Raw genomic sequence first — 18,381 nt, forward strand, 5'->3', positions numbered from 1 at the left:
GGGTGGGGCCATGGCCCACCATCCCGCGTCCGCGACCCCGCACGACGAGCCCGAGCTGAGCCCGGCGGAGCGCTACGCCCGTGCCCGGGCGGCCCGGCACCACGCCGGCTCCGAGCTCGGCCGGTTCGCCGCACGCGTGGGCTTCCCCCTCGACGACTTCCAGCGCCGCGCGTGCGCCGAGGTCGAGGACGGCCACGGCGTCCTCGTCGCGGCGCCCACCGGCGCCGGCAAGACGGTGGTCGGCGAGTTCGCCGTCCACCTGGCCCTGGCCCGCGGCACGAAGGCGTTCTACACCACCCCCATCAAGGCTCTCAGCAACCAGAAGCACGCGGACCTCGCCCGCGTGCACGGTGCGGAGAACGTCGGCCTGCTCACGGGGGACACCTCCGTCAACCCGGATGCGCCCGTCGTCGTGATGACCACCGAGGTGCTGCGCAACATGCTGTACGCGCAGTCCGACACCCTCATCGACCTCGGCTTCGTCGTCATGGACGAGGTCCACTACCTCGCCGACCGGTTCCGGGGCCCGGTGTGGGAGGAGGTCATCATCCACCTGCCCGAGCACGTGCAGCTGATCTCCCTGTCCGCCACGGTGTCCAACGCCGAGGAGTTCGGCGCCTGGCTCGACACGGTCCGGGGCGCCACCACCGTGATCGTCTCCGAACACCGGCCGGTGCCGCTGTGGCAGCACGTCATGGCCGGGGGCCGGCTCTACGACCTGTTCGCCGAGGACATCGCCTTCGAGGACACCGCGGACCGGGACGGGGAGGCCCTGCTCAACCCCGAGCTCAAGCGCCTGGGGGAGGAGACCGAGCGCCGGTTCCAGCGCGCGGACTGGGGACGGCCCGGGCGGCAGCAGCACCGCGACGGGCGCGGGGGCGGCCCGAAGGGCCGGGTCAGGGGCGGCCGACGCACGACTCGCGACGGCGGCCGGGGCCGGAACGGCTCCTCCGCGCTGGACCGGGAGCGGCCGGTCTCCGGTCGGCCGGGCGGTCACGACGGCGGCCAGCGGCGCGGACCGCGGCTGTCCACGTCGCGCCCAGAGATGATCCGGGCCCTCGACCGCGACGGGCTGCTGCCGTGCATCACCTTCATCTTCTCCCGGACCGGCTGCGACGCCGCCGTGGAGCAGTGCCTCCGGGCCGGGCTCGACCTCACCACGGCGCGGGAGAAGGCGCTCGTGGCCGAGCGGGTCGAGGAGGCGGCGCGTCTGCTGCCCGTCGAGGACCTGGAGATCCTCGGGTTCTGGGCGTGGCGCGACGGCCTGTCCCGGGGCTTCGCGGCCCACCACGCCGGCATGCTGCCCCCGTTCAAGGAGGCCGTCGAGGACCTGTTCGCCGCCGGCGCGCTCAAGGCCGTGTTCGCCACGGAGACCCTCGCCCTCGGCATCAACATGCCGGCCCGCTCCGTGGTGATCGAGAAGCTGGTCAAGTTCAACGGCGAGAACCACGTCGACATCACGCCGGGGGAGTACACCCAGCTGACGGGCCGGGCGGGCCGCCGCGGCATCGACGTCGAGGGCCACGCCGTGGTGATGTGGCGTCCCGGGCTGGACCCGGCCGCCGTCGCGGGCCTGGCCTCGCGCCGCACCTACCCGCTGCGCTCCTCGTTCCGGCCTACCTACAACATGTCCGCGAACCTGCTGGCACAGGTCGGGGCGGAGCGGGCACGGGGCATCCTCGAGTCCTCGTTCGCCCAGTTCCAGGCGGACCGCTCCGTGGTGGGGCTGGCCCGCGAGGTCCGCTCGAAGCAGGCCAGCCTCGAGAAGTACGAGGAGGCCATGCAGTGTCACCTCGGCGACTTCGCCGAGTACCTCACCCTGCGCAAGGAGCTCGCGGCCGCGGAGAAGTCCGGCTCGCAGGGGCGCCGTCGGGCCCACCTGGCCGCCGTGAAGGACTCGCTCGCGAACCTCGCGGTCGGGGACGTCGTCGAGCTCGACGCCGGCCGCGCGCTCGGCCGGGCCGTCGTCGTGTTCCCCGCCGGCAACCTCCAGAACCCGCGCGTCGGCGTCGTGACGGACAAGGCGCAGCTGCGCCGCATCACGGTGGACGACGTCGCCGGGCCGGTCGAGCCGGTGGCCGGCGCCGCCCTGCCCCAGGTGGTGCAGGTGAAGACGCCCGCGCAGCGCAAGGACGTCGCCGCGCTCATGCGCGAGGCCGTGCGCACGGGCCGCCCGCCCGCCGGAGGCCGCCGCACGGCGGGCTTCCGCCTCCGGGAGGACCCGGCCGCGCCCCGGGTCGAGGAGCTGCGCCGGGCACTGCGCCGCCACCCGTGCCACGGCTGCCAGGACCGCGAGGAGCACGCCCGCTGGGGCGACCGCTGGTGGGCCATGCGGCGGGAGGTCTCCGTCCTGCGGGAGCGCATCGCGGGCCGCACCAACACCATCGCCCGCACGTTCGACCGCGTCGTCGGTCTGCTGCGCGCCTACGGCTACGTCCAGGAGGACGCGTCCTCGCCCCGCGCGGCGCTCACGGAGCGCGGCGAGGCCCTGCGCCGGATCTACGGCGAGCGGGACCTGTTCACCTCGCTGGTGCTGCAGGATCCGGCCACGGACGGCTTGACGCCGGAGGAGTGGGCCGCCGTCGCCGCGCTGCTCGTGTACCAGGGCAGGGGGGAGGCCGAGCCCGGACTGGTCCCGATGCCGACCCCGCGGCTCGCGCGCGTCGCGGAGGCCGCCGAGCGCATCGAGGAGCGCCTGCGCACGGACGAGGCCCAGGCCCGGCTCGAGCCGACGCCCCGGACGGACCCCGGGCTGGTGGCACCCATGCACCGCTGGGTGCGGGGCGCCACCCTGCGCCGCACCCTTGACGGCGCGGACCTCGCCGCGGGCGACTTCGTCCGCTGGGCGCGGCAGGTCATCGACGTGCTGGGCCAGCTGGCCAACGTCCCCGGGGACACCCGTCGCAGCCGTGCCTGCCGCCGGGCCGCGGACCTCGTCTCCCGCGGCGTCGTGGCCACCTCGCTGCCGGCGGCCTCGGCGCCGCGCGCGGACGAGGACTGACACGGGCTAGGGTGGGCGGGTGAGCGCACACCTGTTGACCCGCGGCATCATCCACTCGACGACGGACCCGTACGCACAGGCGCTGCTGGTCCGGGACGGGATGATCGCCTGGCTCGGCGCGGACGACTCCGCGGACCGCGTGGCCGACCCGGGTGACGAACGGCGGGACCTCGACGGCGCCGTCGTCGTGCCCGTGTTCGTCGAGCCGCTGGCCCGGCCCGCGGACGCGCGGGACGCGCTGAGCCGCGGCACCGCCGTCGTGACGGTCCTGGCCGGGCCCGAGGACACGGGCGCCGCGCCCGCCGACGAGGACGTCCAGACCGTCGTCTACCGGCACGCCGACCGCGTGGACGCCGAGGCGGCCGGGGTGTGGCTGCCCGTCGGGACCGACACCGACCCCGCCACGCTCACCGGCCTCCTGACGGCCTCGACCCAGGCGGGGGAGCAGGCCTACCTCGTCCCCGACGGCGGTGCGGACGCCGGGCCCGCCGCCCAGGACGTGGCCCTGACCGCCCTGCGCTCGGTCGCGGAGGAACTCGGCACCGCCGCCCTGGGCCGCGTGCGCCATCGGCTCGTGGTCACCCACCCGGTCACCGCCGAGGACCGCGCCTTCCTGGCCGCCGCCGGGGTCAGCGCCACCGTCGTCCCCGACGCGGACGGCGTGCTGCACGCCCCCGTGGCGAGCCTGCTGGCCGACGCCGTCACCGTGTGCCTGGGCGCCGGCCCGGCCGGGGACCCGTGGGCCGCCGTCCGGTCGGCGCTGTCCCACCCCGACCCGGACGAGCGCATCTCCGCCCGCTCCGCCTTCGCCGCCGCGACCCGCACCCCGCTGCGCGCGCTGCCCGACGCTCCGGCGGCACGCCTGTCCGTCGCCCCGCGCCTGAGCGTGTCGGCCCCGGCCGTGTTCGGCGTCTGGGACGCCGACGCGGTCGCTGTGCAGTCGCCGGACGGCCGGGTGGCGGCGTGGAGCACGGACACCCGGGCCGGCACGCCGCTGCTGCCGGCCCTCGACGCCGAGACCGCCCTGCCCCGCTGGCGGGCCACCTGGGTGGACGGCCGGATCGCCGCGGAGGACGTGGCCCGCGACGCTCACGACGCCGCGACGCCGGCCTGAGACCTCCGCTTCCTATACTCGAACGGATGCGATGGCCCGTCCGACCGGCGGGCCGCCCCCACGACCCCGGCCGGAAGGCGAGAACCGCACATGCGCGTGCTGACCATCATCCCCACGTACAACGAGATCGAGTCGCTGCCGCTGACCCTCGGCCGACTCCGTGACGCCGTCCCGGAGTCCGACGTTCTCGTGGTGGACGACGCCTCCCCGGACGGCACCGGCGACTGGGCCGACGCCCGCGCCGCCGAGGACCCCTCCGTGCACGTGCTGCACCGCACCACCAAGGACGGCCTGGGCGGCGCCTACATCGCCGGGTTCCGCTGGGGCCTGGAGCGCGGCTACGACGTCCTGGTCGAGATGGACGCGGACGGCTCGCACCAGCCCGAGCAGCTGCCGCGCCTGCTGGAGGCCGTCCGCACTGCGGACCTGGTGATCGGCTCGCGCCGCGTGCCGGGCGGCAAGATGGTGAACTGGCCGACCTCCCGCAAGATGATCTCGTGGGCCGGCTCCCTGTACCCGCGGATCATGCTCGGCCTCAACCTGACGGACATCACGGCGGGCTACCGCGCCTACCGGGCCGACACGCTCCGTGCGATCGACCTGGACGCGATCGAGTCCAAGGGCTACGGGTTCCAGGTGGACATGACCTTCCGCACGGCCCGCCTCGGCAAGCGGATCGTCGAGGTCCCGATCACGTTCGTGGAGCGTGAGCTCGGCGAGTCCAAGATGAGCGGCGGCATCATCGGCGAGGCCGTGGTCAACGTGACCCGGTGGGGCCTGGCCGCGCGCTGGGAGGGCCTGCGCGCCCGCCTCGGCCTGTGAGGCGCACAGTCCCCGAACGACGACGGGGCCGGATCCATGGCGGATCCGGCCCCGTCGTGCATGGGGGAGCGGCGGGTCAGGCGTCGACCTCCTCGCCGCGGCTGGCGCGCAGCTTGTTGAGCTGGATCTTGTAGGTCTCCTCCAGCTCCTCGAGGCTGCGGCGCTCACGCAGCATGTCCCAGTGGGTGCGCACGGGCTTGCCCTCGGTCTCAGCCGGCTTCTCGCCGCTGACGAGGAACGCCTCCTTGCCGGTCTTCGAAGTCCAGGTGGCCGGCACGTCCGCCTCCACGGAGAAGGTCACGAACACCTGCTCGCCGTCCTCCGTGCGGTACTCCACCCGCTGCCGGGCGGCGGGCTCGACGCCGGCCTCGGACTCCAGGGACTGCGCGCCCAGGCGCATGCCCCGCAGGCTGCGATCGCTCACGTTTCCTCCTCGTCAGGCCGCGCCGAGGCCCGCGCGGGGGCGCGGGCCGATCGAGGCGCGGCGGGTCGTTCTCACCGATGGAACCATTCAGTGTCCCACAGCATTCCCGTCGGCCTCGCCGGCCGGGCGGGTGCCGGGGGTGCGGCCGGCCGACGGGTCGGGCTCGATCTCCTGCGGCGTGGCCAGGGCCTCGTCGAGCGAGGTCTGCGGCATGTCCTCCGCCGTCACCGCGCCCGCGGTCATCGCGTCCATGACGCCGCTGGCGCGCAGGGCGTCCGCGGTGGTGGGACGGGACCCACGCGGCCGACGCGCGCGCTCCGGGGTGACGCCGGAGTGCTCGGCTCCCGGCTCGCCCGCGCGGTCCCCGGAGTCCCGACGCCGGGGTGCGTGCTCCGGGGTGGGGCGGTCGCCGTCGCCGGGGGCGAACGCCTCACCGAGGCCCTGCAGGGCGCGGGTGAGCTCGGCGGGGACCACGAACATGGTGTTGGCCTGGCCGTCGGCGATCTTGGGCAGGGACTGCAGGTACTGGTAGGCCAGGACCTCGGAGTCGGCGCCGCCGGAGTGGATGGCGTCGAAGACCACCTCGATCGCCTCCGCCTCGGCGTTGGCGCGCAGCACGCGGGCCTGAGCCTCGCCCTCGGCGGAGAGGATCTGGGACTGGCGCTCGCCCTCGGCCGTGAGGATGGCGGCCTGCTTCGTGCCCTCGGCGGTGAGGATGGCGGCGCGGCGGTCGCGCTCGGCGCGCATCTGCTTCTCCATCGAGTCCTGGATGGACATGGGCGGGTCGATGGCCTTGAGCTCCACCCGCGAGACCCGCAGGCCCCAGCGCGTGGTGGCGTCGTCCAGCACGCCGCGCAGCTGGGAGTTGATGGAGTCGCGAGAGGTCAGGGCCTCCTCGAGGTTCATGCCGCCCACGACGTTGCGCAGGGTGGTGGTGGTGAGCTGCTCCACCGCGTGGATGTAGTTGGCGATCTCATAGGTCGCGGCCTTGGCGTCCGTGACCTGGAAGTAGACGACCGTGTCGATGGAGACGACGAGGTTGTCCTCGGTGATCACCGGCTGGGGCGGGAAGGAGACGACCTGCTCGCGCATGTCCACCATCGGGAGCATGCGGTCCACGAACGGGATGATCAGGGTCAGCCCGGCGCCGGCCGTGCGGTTGTACTTGCCGAGGCGTTCGATGTTGGCCGTCCGCGCCTGCGGGATGATCTTGACCGAGGAGGCCACGATCACCGCCGCGAGGACGGCGAGGACGACGAGGACGATGAGGGTTTCCATCGGGGTCCCTTCTTCTGGGGTCGGTGCGGTCGGTGCGGTCGGTGCGGTCGGAACGAGGACGTGGGGCGGCTCAGGCGCCGTCCGCCTCCCAGTCGATGCGGGGGAGCGGGCGGACCACCAGGGTGGCCCCGTCGATGCGCAGGACGGTCACCTCGTCGCCGGGGGCGACCTCGGGCGCCCCGGGCTCGACGCGGGCGGACCAGGTGTCGCCGTCGACGGCGAGCGTGCCGGCGTCGCCGGTGATCGCGCCCTGGGCCGCGACGCGGCGCCCCGGAAGCGTGTCCAGGTAGGAGGCGCCGGCGCCGGTGTCCTTGCGCAGGTGGCGCAGCGCGACGGGGCGCACGGCGGCGAGCATCAGCAGAGCGACGGCGGCGAACGCCGCGAGCTGGAGCGCCAGCGGGCCGCCCACGAGCGCGACCACTCCCGCCGCGCCGGCCCCGGCGGCGATCATCAGGAAGACGAGGTCGAGGGTCAGCAGCTCGACGCCGGCCAGGCCGGCGGCCAGCACCAGCCACAGCCAGCCCGCGTTCGCCTCGATCCACTCCATGCGTGCGCTCCCCTCCGTGTCGGGTGCGCGGACGGGTCTGCCGCGCGTCGACGTGTGATCCCCATCCTGCCCTATGCAGTGGCGTCGGACACAGCGTGTCCCCAGGCGGTCCTGGAAGGAGGGGGCTACCGACCGGTAATGTGAGCTGCATGACATCTTCACCCGTCGCGGTCTCGCCCCTGCTCCAGCCGATCACTCTGGGCCCCCTCACGCTGCCCAACCGGGTGGTCATGGCCTCGATGCACATGGGACTGGAGGATCGGCACGACGACCTGCCGCAGCTGGCGGCGTTCTACGCGGAGCGGGCACGCGGCGGCGTCGGACTCATCGTCACCGGCGGCCTGGGCGTCGTCCCGGAGGGCACGGTGACGCTGGGCGGGGGGATGCTCGCCAGCGAGGAGGACGCGCGCGCCCATCGCGTCGTCACGGACGCCGTCCACGCCGCCGGGGGCAGGATCCTCGCCCAGCTGCTGCACGCCGGGCGCTACGCCCCCAGCGCCGACCTGGTCTCGGCCTCCGCGGTGCGAGCCCCGATCTCGCGGCACACGCCCCGGGAGATGACGGCCGCGGACATCGAGCGGACCGTGAACGCGTTCGCACGCGCGGCCACGTTGGCCCTGGAGGCCGGATACGACGGCGTGGAGATCATGGCCTCGGAGGGCTACCTCCTCAACCAGTTCCTCGCCCCGGCGACGAACCGACGCGCGGACGAGTACGGGGGCGACGCCGAGCGCCGACGCCGGTTCCCGGCGGCGGTGGTCGCGGCCGTGCGCGAGGCGCTGGGGGAGCGCGGCGTGCTCTCGGTGCGCACCTCGGCGGCGGACCTCGTCCCCGACGGGCAGACGCGCGCGGAGATCGCGGACACCGCCCGGGCCTTCGAGGCCGCCGGAGCGGACGTCCTGATGACCGGCATCGGGTGGCACGAGTCCCGCGTGCCGACCATCGTGACCTCCGTGCCGCGCGCCGCGTTCCTCGCCGCCTCGGCTGACCTGACCGCCGCCGTCGACATCCCCGTGATCGCCTCCAACCGGCTCACCACCCCCGCCGAGGCGGAGGAGGCGCTGACGTCCGGGGCCGCCGCGCTCGTCGGGCTGGCCCGGCCCCTGCTGGCGGACCCCGAGTGGATGGCCGCGATCAGCGACCCGCGCGCTCGGACCCTGACCCCGTGCATCGCCTGCAACCAGGCCTGCCTCGACCACGTGTTCACCGGGGCCAAGGTCTCGTGCCTGATGAACCCCCGCGCCGGGCGGGAGACGGAGCCGGAGTACGCCGCGCCCGTCCCGGTGGCCCTCGGCCGCCGGCGCCGGATCGCCGTGGTCGGTGCCGGGCCGGCGGGCCTCACGGCGGCGGAGCGTGCGGCCCGGTTCGGGCACGAGGTCACCCTGTTCGACCGGCACGCCGAGCCCGGCGGCCAGTTCCGGCTCGCCCGGCGCATCCCCGGCAAGGAGGAGTTCGGTCCCGCGCTGGAGCACCTGGCGGCCCGCGCGGCGGCGTCCGGGGTGACGCTCGTGACCGGGGAGGAGGTATCCGCACAGACACTCCTGACCGACGACGGGCGGCCGGGTTACGACGAGGTGCTCCTCACCACCGGCGTGCGGCCCCGGCCCGTCGATCTGCCCGGGACGGGGGAGCCGGGCGCGCCCGCCGTCCATGCCTATGACGACGTGGTCCTGGGGCACGTCGACGTCGGCCCGCGCGTCGCGGTGATCGGCGCCGGCGGCGTGGGCGTGGATGTCGCCGAGGCCCTGGCGGCCGGCACGGAACGGCCGGACGGGACACCCGAGACGCAGGAGCACTGGCGGGCCCGCTGGGGCGTGGCACTGACCTCGGAGACGCCGGGCCAGCTGGCGAAGCCGGCCGCGGCCCACCCCGGACGCGAGGTCCACCTGCTCCAGCGCAGCCCCGGACCGATCGGCGTCCGACTGCGCCCCACCACCGGCTGGGTGCACCGCGCCGAGCTGCGGCGGCACGGGGTCCACCTGCACTCCGGTGTGACCTACGAGGGCCTCGGCCCCGACGGCCTGCGCGTGACCGCGCCGTCCCCGGAGGACCCCGAGGCCCGCGTGGCGCTGACCCTGGACGTGACGGACGTCGTCGTGTGCGCCGGGCAGGAGTCCGAGACGGATCTCGTCGAGGACCTGGTGGCTGCGGGCTACGCGCCGGAGGCGGTGCGCCTGATCGGTGGCGCGGCCGAAGCCCGCGAGCTCGACGCCTACCGGGCCATGGACCACGCCGTGCGGGCCGTGCAGGGCTGAGCCGCGCCGCCGGCCGGCGGGCCCTCCCGGGCGGACGACGTCGGGGCTACGGTCGGGGCATGGCTCTCATCTACACCGCACGCCTGGACCCGGACAAGCCCGAATGGATCCGCCGCCGCCTCGTGGCGCACGGACTGCCCGAGGACGTGACCGCCGAGAAGGTCGGCTCGTACCGGTTCGACGATCCCACCGGCGAGATCGGCGTCGAGTCGATGCTCGTGCGCGTGGGGGACCGGCTCTACCAGACTGCGTTCGCCTACCGAGGCGACGCACCCGCCGAGGGGGACGTCGTGGCCGAGGTGGAGCACTCCGTCCTGGGACACCGCTGGGTCGTGGACGCCGCCACCGACCCGGACGCGCGCCGTATCCTCGCGGCCGCCGTGCGCGGCGAGATCCCGCAGGCCCGGCTCGAGATGCATGACGAGTCCGGGACCTACCTCGAGACGCGCGCCCCGGATCTCACCCTCCGCGTGATCGGCGCCGATGCGACGGGGGAGCTCGAGGTGCCGGTCGAGCTGTCGGAGACGGGCGAGGCGGACGTCGACGGCCCGCGGTGCCTCATCGCCGAGGGAGACGGTGTGCGGGCCGTCGTCGCGCGTCTTACCTGAGGGGCGGTCCGCGCGGTCAGAGGCCGCGCGGACCCCAGGACCGCAGCCGGCGATGGCTGGTGAGCGACATGTACAGCGCGATGCACCAGCCGAGGACGGTCCACCCGGTGAGCAGGTTCACCCAGAACACCGCCCACACGTTGGAACGGCCACGGACGGCGGCGACGGCCCATGGAGCCAGGTAGCCCGCCGTGGCGATGGCCAGGACGACGGCGATCGTCGCGTGCAGGGGGCGGTCGCGCTGGTCGGTCATGATCGTCATGGGTCCAGGCTACGCGCGAGACCCGCCGCGCGGGGCGCCCCTGTCCGCCCTTCTACCGTGCGCCGATAATGTACATTATGTCAACTAGCCCGTTCTCCGTCTCCCCTGCGGGCGGCCGCGCCGACCCCGCATGACGGAGATTCACTCACCCGGGTCTGCAACCAGCCGCTCCAGCAGCGGCAGGACAGCCGCCACCGCTGAGCGACTCTCATGCCAGAGCCCGTGCCGCAACCGGGAATGGACGGCCTGCTGACTGATCCCGAGCTCCGCCGCCGCCTCTCGCTGACTGGCGCCGGCTTCCACCAGCCGCCCCGCCGCATGCTGGTCATCGGACCGGCGCCGTTCCACCGTGGCGACCAGCTGCAGGGTGGCCTCTGCACAGCGCAGATCAGCCTCTCGGCCGGTCTCCGAGGCGCGGCCCGGGCGTCGTCCGTGCGGCAGCACCAGCCGTCCCGGTGCTCGCCGGGCGCGGCGCCGCTCCCCTGCTGTGATATGTGACAAGGCTGACTGCTTGTCGTAGTTGCCCTCTGGATCCAGCAGCACCGCCCAGGACCCAGACCGCACGGCCCACAGTGCCAGGCCCACCCCCGCCGCCATGCCGTCGAGAGTGACGGCCAGCTCACCGTCGTGCGGCGCCGCATCGGTTTCGTCGATATGCCACGCCGCCGAGATCACAGCTGCGCCCGGGCGGGGATCGTCGAGCAGCGCGGCTGCCAGACGTCGGGCGTCGTCGGCCGTGGCGGCGGTCGGTCGGATGGGCACCAGATGCACGGACACCATACGGAGAGCCTAGCTCCGACAAAGATGGGATTTTGTCGTAGGTCCCGTCCACAGACTCCCTCGAGCGGGCGCTCCGCGCCGATCCTCCGCGGTGGGCCAGACTGGATGCATGACGTCCTCCCCCACCGCCCGCCGTGCCGCGCCCGCGGAGCACCGTGCTCAGCGCGGCGCCGTGCTGGCGCTTGCCGTCGACCTCCTGCTCACCCTCCTCTTCGTGGCCCTTGGCCAGGGGCAGCACGCCACGGAGCGTGGACCGTTGGGTCTGTTGATCACGGCGGCGCCGTTCCTCGCGGGCCTCCTCCTCATGATCGGGCTGACCGCCGGCCACCGGACCTGGGCCCGGGTGTGGCCGCACGGCGTGATCGTCTGGCTGGGCACCGTGGCCGTCGGCATGGTTCTGCGCGTGGCCTTCGGCCTCGGTGGCGCGCCCGCGTCCTTCGTGCTCGTGGCACTCGGGGTGCTCGGCGTCCTGCTCCTGGGCCGCCGGGCGGTGAGCGCCTGGCTGGTGCGTCGAGCCCGGGACTGAGAGGCCGGAGCGCGGCTAGGATCATCCCGGACACAGGACCCGCAGCATCGAGGAAATGAGGAGCGACCGTGGTCACCGCCATCGTGTTGATCAAGACCGACAAGTCCAGCATCCCGGAGACCGCGGAGACGCTGGCGGCCCTCGAGGGCATCGGCTCCGTCTACTCGGTGACCGGCGCCTGGGATCTCGTCGCGATGGTCAAGGTGCGCCGCTACGAGGATCTCGCCGACGTGATCGCCGACCACCTCTCCAAGGTCGAGGGGATCCAGGACACCGAGACCATGCTGGCCTTCCGCACGTACTCGACCGAGGACCTCGGCGAGGGATGGGCGCTCGGCTTCGACGCTTGAGCCCCCGCGAGGACGGACCCCGACTCACCGGCGGGGTCCGTCCTCGCCTCAGGACCGCGAGAAGGCGACCCAGCGGTCCAGGACATCGCGTGCCGCGCCGGAGTCGATCGACTCGGCGGCCCGTGTCATATTGGCCGCGAGGCGCTCCATCAGGGGCGAGTCGGCGTCGCTGTCCCAGGCCGTCAGGCCCGCAGCCGCGTTGAGGAGCACGGCGTCGCGGATCGGCCCCCTCTCCCCCGCCAGGAGAGCGCGGACGAGGGTCGCATTGTAGGCGCCGTCCCGCCCGGCCAGGGCCTGGACGGGGGCCAGGTCGATGCCCAGCTCCCGGGGATCGAGCTCGTGGGTGCGCACACCGTCCCGGACCTCCAGGACGGTCGACGGCCCCGACGTCGTGATCTTGTCCCGGCCGTCCGCACCGCGGAAGACGAAGCCGCGCACCCCACGATCGGCGAGCACCTGGGCGAGCAGCGGGACCATGGCTTCGCTCGAGCAGCCCAAGGCCTGCGCGGTGACCTGCGCCGGATTGCTCAGCGGGCCCAGGAAGTTGAAGACGGTCGGGACGCCGAGCTGCTTGCGCACCGGGGCCACGTACTTCATCGACGGGTGGTAGTTCTGAGCGAAGAGGAACGTGATGCCTACGGCCTCGGCGCACTCCTCGGCCTTGCGGGCCGGCATGGACAGGTCGACGCCGAGGGCCTCGATCACGTCTGCCGCGCCGGCGGTGGACGACGCCCCGCGGTTGCCGTGCTTGACGATGCGTGCGCCCGCTCCGGCGGCCACGAGCGAGGACATCGTGGAGAGGTTCACGGTGCCCAGCCGATCGCCGCCCGTGCCCACGATGTCGAGGGTCTCCCCCGCCACGTGCACCGGATTGGCCGCCCGCACCATGGCCTCGGCCAGACCCCGCAGCTCCGGCACGGTCACGCCCTTCGCGGCCAGGGAGAGGAGGAATCCGCCCACCTGCCCTTCGGTCGCGTCACCGGCCATCATCTCGCCCATCGCCCACGCGGCGACGTCGTCGCTGAGGTCCTCACCGAGGGTGAGGGCGCGGAAGACCTCCGGCCAGGAGGTCCCAAGGACTGCTGCGGTGTTCTCGGGGGTGCTCACGCCCCGAGCCTAGCGGCCCGACCGCACCGCAGGCCGCGCCGTGTCAGGAGTCGCACGCCGCTATCCTGAACGTCTCCTGGACACCAGCCCCCGACTGCCACTGAAACCCCAGCACGGTGCTGACGACCCGTCCTGCGACACGGTAGGTTGGATTTACCGCCCGGGCGGTGTTTAGGGCCATAATGGCTGGGTGACCACAGCTAACCCCACTCTCCATCAGCCCACCACGGGCCTCCCGAGCCGGCCGAACATGGTGCAGGTCGGGACCATGGTGTGGCTCGCCAGCGAGCTCATGTTCTTCGGTGGGCTCTTCGCCATGTACTTCACCCTCCGCTCCACGTCTCCGGAGCTCTGGGCCGAGCACACCGCGATCCTCAACGTCCCGCTCGCCGCGGTGAACACGACGATCCTGGTGCTCTCCTCCGTCACCGCCCAGTTCGGCGTCCTCGCCGCCGAGCGCCTCCAGCCCCGCCGCACCGGCGCCTTCCTGCAGTTCGGGAAGTGGGGCATGGTCGAGTGGTTCATCCTGACCTTCATCATGGGCTCGATCTTCGTGGCGGTGCAGTCCTACGAGTACGCGACCCTCGTCTCCGAGGGTGTGACCATCGCGGCCAACGCGTACGGCTCGGCGTTCTACATCACCACCGGTTTCCACGCCATCCACGTGACCGGCGGCCTGATCGCGTTCCTCTTCATCATCGGCCGCGCCTACATGGCCCGCCGCTTCGGCCACCACGAGGCGACGTCGGCGATCGTCGTGTCCTACTACTGGCACTTCGTGGACGTCGTCTGGATCGCCCTGTTCTTCATCGTCTACTTCCTGAAGTAAGACGACCCCCACTCACCGCACCGACTTCAGGCCCGGGCCGGCAGCATGAGCGGCCCGCCCCGGAAGAGAACGATAGGAAACCCCCGTGAAGGCACTTTCGCAGAACCGACGCCATCCCCTGATGGGGCTGGCGCTCCTCCTGCTGGGACTCCTGGTGACCGGCGGACTGTACTCCGTCGCGAGCACCGTGAACCAGGCGCAGGCGGCCACGCAGGTCACCGCGGCCGCCTCGGCTGATGACATCTCCGAGGGCGAGAAGCTCTTCAACGCGAACTGCGCCTCGTGCCACGGCACGGGTGCCGCCGGGGGCCCCTCCGGCCCGTCCCTGATCGGTGTCGGCGCCGCCTCCGTCGACTTCCAGGTGGGCACCGGCCGCATGCCGATGCAGATGAACGGCCCGCAGGCCCAGGTCAAGCCGAACCAGTTCAACGACGAGCAGACGGCCCAGCTCGCCGCCTACGTCGCCTCGCTGGGTGCCGGCCCCGCCGTCCCCGAGGACGAGTACCTGGATGTGAACCACGAGGATGTGGACATCACCCGCGGCGGCGACCTGTTCCGCATCAACTGCGCCATGTGCCACAACGCGGCCGCGGCCGGCGGTGCGCTCACCCGCGGCAAGTACGCCCCCTCTCTGCAGGGCGTGGAGGAGAAGCACATCTACGAGGCCATGGAGACCGGCCCGCAGAACATGCCGGTGTTCTCCGACTCGAACATCAAGCCCGAGGACAAGCGCGACATCATCGCCTACCTCAAGACCATCGAGAACCAGGGCTCCCCCGGCGGCCTCGCCCTCGGCTCGCTCGGCCCCGTCTCCGAGGGCCTGTTCATCTGGACCGCTGGCCTGGCGCTGATCATCGGCTTCATGGTCTGGCTCACCAGCCGGTCCTCCTGATCCCGTCGGCGCAGGCGCGCCGACCACCCGTCATCGACATTCATCACTCGAGTAAAGGAAACAGGACATATGGGCGAGAAAGGCTTTGAAGGGACCGAGCACCGCTCGGGTTCCCTCGAGCACGCCGGCGAGGACGCGCCCCGGTACGCGATCGACAACCCGGGCCTGCCTCCGCACCGTCCGCGTCTGGCCGATGAGGATCGGAAGGCTGCGAAGCGCGCCGAGCGTCAGGTCTCGGTCATGTTCCTCATCTCCATCGTGGGCACGGTGCTCTTCTTCATCGGCTACTTCGGTGTGGGGCAGATCGGCAACGGTGAGGCGTTCAGCAAGATCTACCTGCAGAACCTGCTGCTCGGCCTGGGCACCGCCCTCGCCATGTTCGGCATCGGCATCGGCGTGGTGCACTGGGCCAAGACCCTGATGCCGGACCACGAGACCGTGGAGGACCGTCACGAGATCCGCTCGGAGGACGACCGCGTGGCCGCCACCGGGATGATCTCCGAGATCCTGGACGAGTCGCAGATCAAGCGCCGCCCCCTGCTGCGCAACACCCTGATCGGCGCCGCCCTGCTGGCCCCCCTGCCGTTCATCGCCGTGTTCCGCGACCTGGACGACTCGGACAACTTCTCGGACGAGGAGACCCACAACTTCGGACCGGAGCGTCTGCGCCACACCATGTGGGCCGAGGGCGTGCGCCTCGTGCGCGACCCCACCGGCTCCCCCATCAAGGCCTCCGACGTCACGCTCGGCTCGGCCGTGCACGTCATCCCCGACGGCCTGAACGACCTGGGCCCCGACAAGCTCAACCAGAAGGCCAAGGCCGTCGTCCTGCTCATGCGCCTCGACCCGGCCAAGGTGAAGATCACCCCCGGCCGCGAGGACTGGAACGTGGACGGCATCTTCGCCTACTCCAAGGTCTGCACGCACGTGGGCTGCCCGATCGCCCTGTACGAGCAGCACACCCACCACCTGCTCTGCCCCTGCCACCAGTCGACCTTCGACCTGACGCAGGAGTGCAAGGTCATCTTCGGCCCGGCCAGCCACGCGCTGCCGCAGCTGCCGATCACCGTGGACGACGAGGGCTTCCTCGTGGCCCAGAGCGATTTCCATGAGCCCGTCGGGCCTGTCTACTGGGAGCGTGGCTGACACCTATGAGCACCACCGTGAATGAGTTCCAGCCGGCGACCTCGACCGGCCGCATCGCGAACTTCGTCGACACCCGCACGGGGATGTCGCCGATCGTGAAGTTCTTCGCCCGCAAGATCTTCCCGGACCACTGGACGTTCATGTTCGGCGAGGTCGCCCTGTACAGCTTCGTCATCCTGCTGCTGTCCGGCGCGTTCCTCACGTTCTTCTTCGACCCCTCCATGTCGGAGGTCGTCTACAACGGGGCCTATGCCCCGCTGCGCGGCATCGAGATGTCCGCGGCCTACGCCTCGACCCTGGACATCTCGTTCGACGTGCGCGGCGGCCTGTTCATGCGCCAGCTGCACCACTGGGCGGCGCTGATGTTCGTAGCGGCCATGTCCGTCCACATGCTGCGCGTGTTCTTCACCGGCGCGTTCCGTCGCCCGCGTGAGCTGAACTGGCTGGTCGGCTGCTTCCTGCTGATGGCCGGCTGGGCCGCCGGCTTCACCGGCTACTCCCTGCCCGACGAGGTGCTCTCCGGCAACGGCCTGCGCATCATCGACGGCATCCTGAAGTCGCTGCCGCTGGTGGGCACGTACCTCTCCGCCTTCTTCTTCGGCGGCGAGTTCCCCGGCCACTCGGTCATCGGCCGCCTGTACGCCCTGCACATCATGATCGTGCCGGCCGCCATCCTGCTGCTGATCGGCATCCACCTGTTCATGGTCGTCGTGCACAAGCACACCCAGTACCCGGGCCCGGGCCGCACCGAGGACAACGTGGTCGGCTACCCGGTGGGCCCCGTGTACGCGGCCAAGGCCGGCGGCTTCTTCTTCATCGTGTTCGGTGTGCTCGCGCTCATCGCCTCCACGGTGACGATCAACGCCAACTGGAACTACGGCCCGTACGATCCGTCCCCGGTGCAGGCCGGCACCCAGCCCGACTGGTACATCGGCGTGTTCGACGGCGCCCTGCGCCTCATGCCGGGCATGATCGGCGACTACTCCTTCCTCTGGAACATCCCGATGCCGTGGGGCTCCTCGGTGTCCCTGCCCATGGGCGTGCTCGTGCCGCTGATCCCGGTCGGCGTCCTTCTCGTCGGCATGTGCACCTGGCCCTGGATCGAGCGGTGGATCACCAAGGACGACACCGAGCACCACCTGCTCGACCGTCCGCGCAACGCCCCGGCCCGCACGGGCATCGGCGTGGCCGCCGTCGTCTGGTACTGCGTCATGTGGGCGGCCGCGTCCTCGGACCTCATCGCCACCCACTTCCACCTCTCCCTGAACGACGTGCTGTACGTGCTGCGCGCGCTGTTCTTCCTCGGCCCGGTGATCGCCTTCATCGTGACCCGCCGCATCTGCCTGTCCCTGCAGCGCAAGGACCGTGAGCTGGTGCTCCACGGCCACGAGGCCGGCGTCATCGAGATGTCCCCCGAGGGCGGCTTCCACGAGCGTCACCGCCAGCTCACCGACTACGAGCTGTACCGCCTGGTGTCCTTCGAGGACCGCCGCCCGGTGCCGGCCATGCCCGGCCGCAACGGCAAGGTGGGCGCGCTGGAGAAGGCCCGTGCCGGCCTGAACCGCATGTTCTACCAGGATCGCGTCGCCCCGGTCTCCCGCGAGGAGCTGGTGGAGGCCCGCACCCACGGCCAGCACGGCCACGAGGAGCACCCCGTCGAGCTCGAGCACGGCTCGCACGCCCCTCACCTGGATCGCTGATCCCGAGCGGCTGATTCCCTGACGAAGGGCCCCACGCACCATGGTGCGTGGGGCCCTTCGACGTTCCCAGGGTGACCTCGAGGACGCGCTGCCCTGAGCAGCCCCGACGCCGCGGCGCGCATCGGCCCGCATGGACGGCGAAGGGTTCAGGCCCGCCGGTCCCGGGCCACCCCCGTGGGCCTGCCCAGCGTTTCCCGCCAGCCTGGGACGTGCCCGGCCCCTGCTGACGGCCACGTGCCCGGTTCCGGACTCCCAGGTGCCGCGGGCCCGTGCCCGACGGTGTGTCCTGGCGGCGGGGGCTGTCCCGGCAGGGTGGCCATCCGCCACCCCTGGGCCCCGAGATGGACGACGGCCCGGATGCAGGCCACGGCGTCACGGTCAACATGGTGGGCACCGGTGCAGAGCCAAGCCGTACTCCGCTGCACCGATGCACCGATGGTGATGATGAGGCCCATCGCCGCAACCACCGGCCAGCCCTTTCTTCCTGACCGAGGAGCTGTCGACAGTGCGTGGCAGGTGCCCGTGCGGACGCGGCCACGGGCTCTCCGGAGGCCGGGCCGGCCCCGCCCCCTCGGACGGTGCAGAGGGGGCGGAGGGGGCCTCGTCCGGCGCCTGTCAAGGGCCATTGAGTTCTGCCCATAGGCGGCCAGTGTTTCTTCCCGCTGGTGGCCATCAGAACTGCCCACTGGTGGCCAGCTGGTTTGCCCGTTTGGGTGGTGGTGCTGGCCACCGTGATGGGA

17 protein-coding genes are annotated in these 18,381 nt (G+C 72.4%); 11 read left to right on the forward strand and 6 right to left on the reverse strand.

The annotated features are described in order from the left end of the window. The first annotated feature begins 10 nt into the window (after positions 1 to 10). The 3 genes from O3T09_RS08670 to O3T09_RS08680 all read left to right on the forward strand — a co-directional run bounded on the left by O3T09_RS08670 (position 11) and on the right by O3T09_RS08680 (position 4,937). The gene (locus tag O3T09_RS08670) at positions 11 to 3,001 is read left to right on the forward strand and encodes a DEAD/DEAH box helicase (protein WP_269295498.1); all 2,991 of its coding nucleotides are present in this window, start codon (positions 11 to 13) and stop codon (positions 2,999 to 3,001) included. A 19-nt stretch (positions 3,002 to 3,020) separates the two neighbouring features. After that, positions 3,021 to 4,115: a hypothetical protein gene (locus O3T09_RS08675; protein WP_041103783.1), complete on the forward strand. Its 1,095-nt coding sequence runs from the start codon at positions 3,021 to 3,023 to the stop codon at positions 4,113 to 4,115. A 90-nt stretch (positions 4,116 to 4,205) separates the two neighbouring features. Next, positions 4,206 to 4,937, forward strand: a complete 732-nt coding sequence (locus O3T09_RS08680; protein WP_036315073.1) for a polyprenol monophosphomannose synthase — start codon at positions 4,206 to 4,208, stop codon at positions 4,935 to 4,937. Between the two features lie 76 nt (positions 4,938 to 5,013). Here O3T09_RS08680 and O3T09_RS08685 read toward each other — a convergent pair whose 3' ends face one another. The 3 genes from O3T09_RS08685 to O3T09_RS08695 form a co-directional block, all read right to left on the reverse strand. After that, positions 5,014 to 5,361 carry an RNA polymerase-binding protein RbpA gene (locus tag O3T09_RS08685; RefSeq protein ID WP_060774975.1) on the reverse strand — a complete coding sequence of 116 codons (348 nt, stop codon included), beginning with the start codon at positions 5,359 to 5,361 and terminating at the stop codon, positions 5,014 to 5,016. 87 nt (positions 5,362 to 5,448) lie between these two features. Then, positions 5,449 to 6,639, reverse strand: coding sequence for an SPFH domain-containing protein (locus O3T09_RS08690; protein ID WP_078025539.1), 1,191 nt, complete (start codon positions 6,637 to 6,639; stop codon positions 5,449 to 5,451). Between the two features lie 70 nt (positions 6,640 to 6,709). After that, positions 6,710 to 7,186 carry an NfeD family protein gene (locus O3T09_RS08695; protein ID WP_020624804.1) on the reverse strand — a complete coding sequence of 159 codons (477 nt, stop codon included), beginning with the start codon at positions 7,184 to 7,186 and terminating at the stop codon, positions 6,710 to 6,712. Positions 7,187 to 7,335: 149 nt separating this feature from the next. Between O3T09_RS08695 and O3T09_RS08700 the strand changes: the two genes are divergently transcribed. Beyond that, a complete protein-coding gene (locus O3T09_RS08700) occupies positions 7,336 to 9,441 on the forward strand; it encodes an NADPH-dependent 2,4-dienoyl-CoA reductase (protein WP_144818830.1) in 2,106 nt (701 codons plus the stop codon). Between the two features lie 59 nt (positions 9,442 to 9,500). Beyond that, positions 9,501 to 10,049, forward strand: coding sequence for a maltokinase N-terminal cap-like domain-containing protein (locus tag O3T09_RS08705; protein ID WP_049147365.1), 549 nt, complete (start codon positions 9,501 to 9,503; stop codon positions 10,047 to 10,049). A 16-nt stretch (positions 10,050 to 10,065) separates the two neighbouring features. Here O3T09_RS08705 and O3T09_RS08710 read toward each other — a convergent pair whose 3' ends face one another. Both O3T09_RS08710 and O3T09_RS08715 read right to left on the reverse strand, forming a co-directional pair. Then, positions 10,066 to 10,311: a superinfection immunity protein gene (locus O3T09_RS08710; RefSeq protein ID WP_002854519.1), complete on the reverse strand. Its 246-nt coding sequence runs from the start codon at positions 10,309 to 10,311 to the stop codon at positions 10,066 to 10,068. 141 nt (positions 10,312 to 10,452) lie between these two features. Further along, complete coding sequence (locus O3T09_RS08715; protein WP_070708943.1) at positions 10,453 to 11,091, reverse strand: hypothetical protein; 639 nt, start codon at positions 11,089 to 11,091, stop codon at positions 10,453 to 10,455. Between the two features lie 109 nt (positions 11,092 to 11,200). On the opposite strand from O3T09_RS08715, the gene O3T09_RS08720 reads away from it, so the two are divergent. Both O3T09_RS08720 and O3T09_RS08725 read left to right on the forward strand, forming a co-directional pair. Then, positions 11,201 to 11,617, forward strand: coding sequence for a DUF3054 domain-containing protein (locus tag O3T09_RS08720; RefSeq protein WP_070709032.1), 417 nt, complete (start codon positions 11,201 to 11,203; stop codon positions 11,615 to 11,617). Positions 11,618 to 11,685: 68 nt separating this feature from the next. Then, positions 11,686 to 11,967: an Lrp/AsnC family transcriptional regulator gene (locus tag O3T09_RS08725; RefSeq protein WP_070708649.1), complete on the forward strand. Its 282-nt coding sequence runs from the start codon at positions 11,686 to 11,688 to the stop codon at positions 11,965 to 11,967. Between the two features lie 48 nt (positions 11,968 to 12,015). Here O3T09_RS08725 and trpD read toward each other — a convergent pair whose 3' ends face one another. After that, entirely contained in the window at positions 12,016 to 13,074 is a 1,059-nt protein-coding gene (gene trpD / locus O3T09_RS08730) for an anthranilate phosphoribosyltransferase (RefSeq protein ID WP_070708650.1), read from the reverse strand. 190 nt (positions 13,075 to 13,264) lie between these two features. Between trpD and ctaE the strand changes: the two genes are divergently transcribed. The 4 genes from ctaE (at position 13,265) to qcrB (ending at position 17,641) form a co-directional block, all read left to right on the forward strand. Beyond that, positions 13,265 to 13,903, forward strand: a complete 639-nt coding sequence (gene ctaE, locus O3T09_RS08735; protein WP_430753606.1) for an aa3-type cytochrome oxidase subunit III — start codon at positions 13,265 to 13,267, stop codon at positions 13,901 to 13,903. An 85-nt stretch (positions 13,904 to 13,988) separates the two neighbouring features. Then, the gene (gene qcrC, locus O3T09_RS08740) at positions 13,989 to 14,795 is read left to right on the forward strand and encodes a cytochrome bc1 complex diheme cytochrome c subunit (protein WP_036315101.1); all 807 of its coding nucleotides are present in this window, start codon (positions 13,989 to 13,991) and stop codon (positions 14,793 to 14,795) included. Positions 14,796 to 14,864: 69 nt separating this feature from the next. After that, positions 14,865 to 15,941, forward strand: coding sequence for a cytochrome bc1 complex Rieske iron-sulfur subunit (gene qcrA / locus O3T09_RS08745; RefSeq protein WP_269295499.1), 1,077 nt, complete (start codon positions 14,865 to 14,867; stop codon positions 15,939 to 15,941). A gap of 5 nt (positions 15,942 to 15,946) precedes the next feature. Then, entirely contained in the window at positions 15,947 to 17,641 is a 1,695-nt protein-coding gene (gene qcrB / locus O3T09_RS08750) for a cytochrome bc1 complex cytochrome b subunit (RefSeq protein WP_269295500.1), read from the forward strand. Positions 17,642 to 18,381: the final 740 nt, after the last annotated feature.

The organism is Micrococcus sp. H39-S4, from assembly GCF_027158145.1.
In the GTDB taxonomy this organism is placed as follows: Bacteria; Actinomycetota; Actinomycetes; order Actinomycetales; family Micrococcaceae; genus Micrococcus; species Micrococcus luteus.

Coding starts and splice junctions, on each gene's coding strand:
- O3T09_RS08700 (WP_144818830.1), top strand. CDS start 7,336: ATGACATCTTCACCCGTCGCGGTCTCGCCCCTGCTCCAGCCGATCACT.
- O3T09_RS08720 (WP_070709032.1), top strand. CDS start 11,201: ATGACGTCCTCCCCCACCGCCCGCCGTGCCGCGCCCGCGGAGCACCGT.
- O3T09_RS08670 (WP_269295498.1), top strand. CDS start 11: ATGGCCCACCATCCCGCGTCCGCGACCCCGCACGACGAGCCCGAGCTG.
- qcrA (WP_269295499.1), top strand. CDS start 14,865: ATGGGCGAGAAAGGCTTTGAAGGGACCGAGCACCGCTCGGGTTCCCTC.
- O3T09_RS08705 (WP_049147365.1), top strand. CDS start 9,501: ATGGCTCTCATCTACACCGCACGCCTGGACCCGGACAAGCCCGAATGG.
- qcrB (WP_269295500.1), top strand. CDS start 15,947: ATGAGCACCACCGTGAATGAGTTCCAGCCGGCGACCTCGACCGGCCGC.
- O3T09_RS08715 (WP_070708943.1), bottom strand. CDS start 11,091: ATGGTGTCCGTGCATCTGGTGCCCATCCGACCGACCGCCGCCACGGCC.
- O3T09_RS08680 (WP_036315073.1), top strand. CDS start 4,206: ATGCGCGTGCTGACCATCATCCCCACGTACAACGAGATCGAGTCGCTG.
- O3T09_RS08710 (WP_002854519.1), bottom strand. CDS start 10,311: ATGACGATCATGACCGACCAGCGCGACCGCCCCCTGCACGCGACGATC.
- O3T09_RS08695 (WP_020624804.1), bottom strand. CDS start 7,186: ATGGAGTGGATCGAGGCGAACGCGGGCTGGCTGTGGCTGGTGCTGGCC.
- O3T09_RS08690 (WP_078025539.1), bottom strand. CDS start 6,639: ATGGAAACCCTCATCGTCCTCGTCGTCCTCGCCGTCCTCGCGGCGGTG.